1 protein-coding gene is annotated in these 1,129 nt (G+C 55.7%); it reads right to left on the minus strand.

Features of this window, described 5'->3' with window-relative positions:
- Positions 1-1,067 (minus strand): IS3 family transposase gene (locus tag ACMV8I_RS21300; RefSeq protein ID WP_498867141.1). Its coding sequence is split into 2 segments (ribosomal slippage), with 1,068 coding nucleotides annotated over them: positions 1-806 and positions 806-1,067; the frame shifts between segments, so codons are not numbered across the junction. This gene is flagged as partial in the annotation.
- Positions 1,068-1,129: the final 62 nt, after the last annotated feature.

Genomic DNA, 1,129 nt, shown 5'->3' on the forward strand with positions numbered 1-1,129 from the left:
AAATTCTGCCGGAGTCTGGTTATTTAACGAGGAATGTGGCCGGTACTGGTTATATTCCTGCCGCCAGTGCTCGATCTTCTCCTGAGCATCTTCCAGTGACAGGAACCAGTGCACGTTCAGACATTCATCACGCAGGCTGCCGTTAAATGACTCAACCAGGGCGTTATCTGTGGGCTTCCCGGGGCGTGAGAAGTCCATCGTTACCCTGTTTTCATACGCCCAGCGATCCAGCGTTTTCGAGATAAATTCGCTGCCGTTGTCCGTCTGTAGCCGCTGTGGTACACGCTGCTGTGTCTGCCTGATCCGTTCCATCACGGCGACCACATCGTCACCGCGAAGTCCCTGGCCTACCTCGATCGCCACGCATTCACGACTAAAATTATCGACTACAGTCAGGGCACGGATCCGGCGTCCGTTGAACAGATTATCAGCAACGAAATCCATGCTCCAGCACTGATCCACAGCGGTCACGGCCGGGCGGATACGCCTGTGCCTGGCCGTCACGTGCCGCCGCGGGCGTTTTGACCGCAGGTTCAGCCCTTCCAGACAGTAAATCCGATGGGTTTTCTTGTGGTTAACCAGCCAGCCCTCGCGCCGCAGCAGGATATGGATCCGCTGCACACCATAACGAATGCGGGTTTCTGCAATCTCCCGTATCCGCTGCGTGAGGGCCCGGTCATCGCGGCAGCTGCGGTAGTTGTAGACCGTTCGGCTCTGCATCATCAGCCGGCATCCCCTGCGAACCCCGATGCGGTACGCCGCCAGCAGGTATTCGACCGCCTCGCGTTTCTGCACCGGCCTCAGAACTTTTTTCGGATGACGTCCTGCAGCATTTCCTTATCCAGACTGAGGTCCGCCACCAGACGCTTGAGCCGTTGGTTTTCGTCCTCAAGCTGCCGCAAACGGCGCAGTTCCGTTACGCCCATCCCGCCAAACTTCTTCTTCCAATTGTAAAAAGTAGCCTCAGAAATCCCCATCTTTCTGCACACTTCCTCCACCCGAGTGCCGGTTTCGGCCTGTTTAAGGGCAAAGGCTATCTGTTCTTCGGTATAACGGGTCTTTTTCATGGTTGATATGCCTCTCAGTGAGATGAAAGAAAGACCGGATACTTCAGTTTAGACTGGCACTG

It is taken from the genome of Ewingella sp. S1.OA.A_B6 (assembly GCF_049889095.1).
GTDB lineage: Bacteria > Pseudomonadota > Gammaproteobacteria > Enterobacterales > Enterobacteriaceae > Ewingella.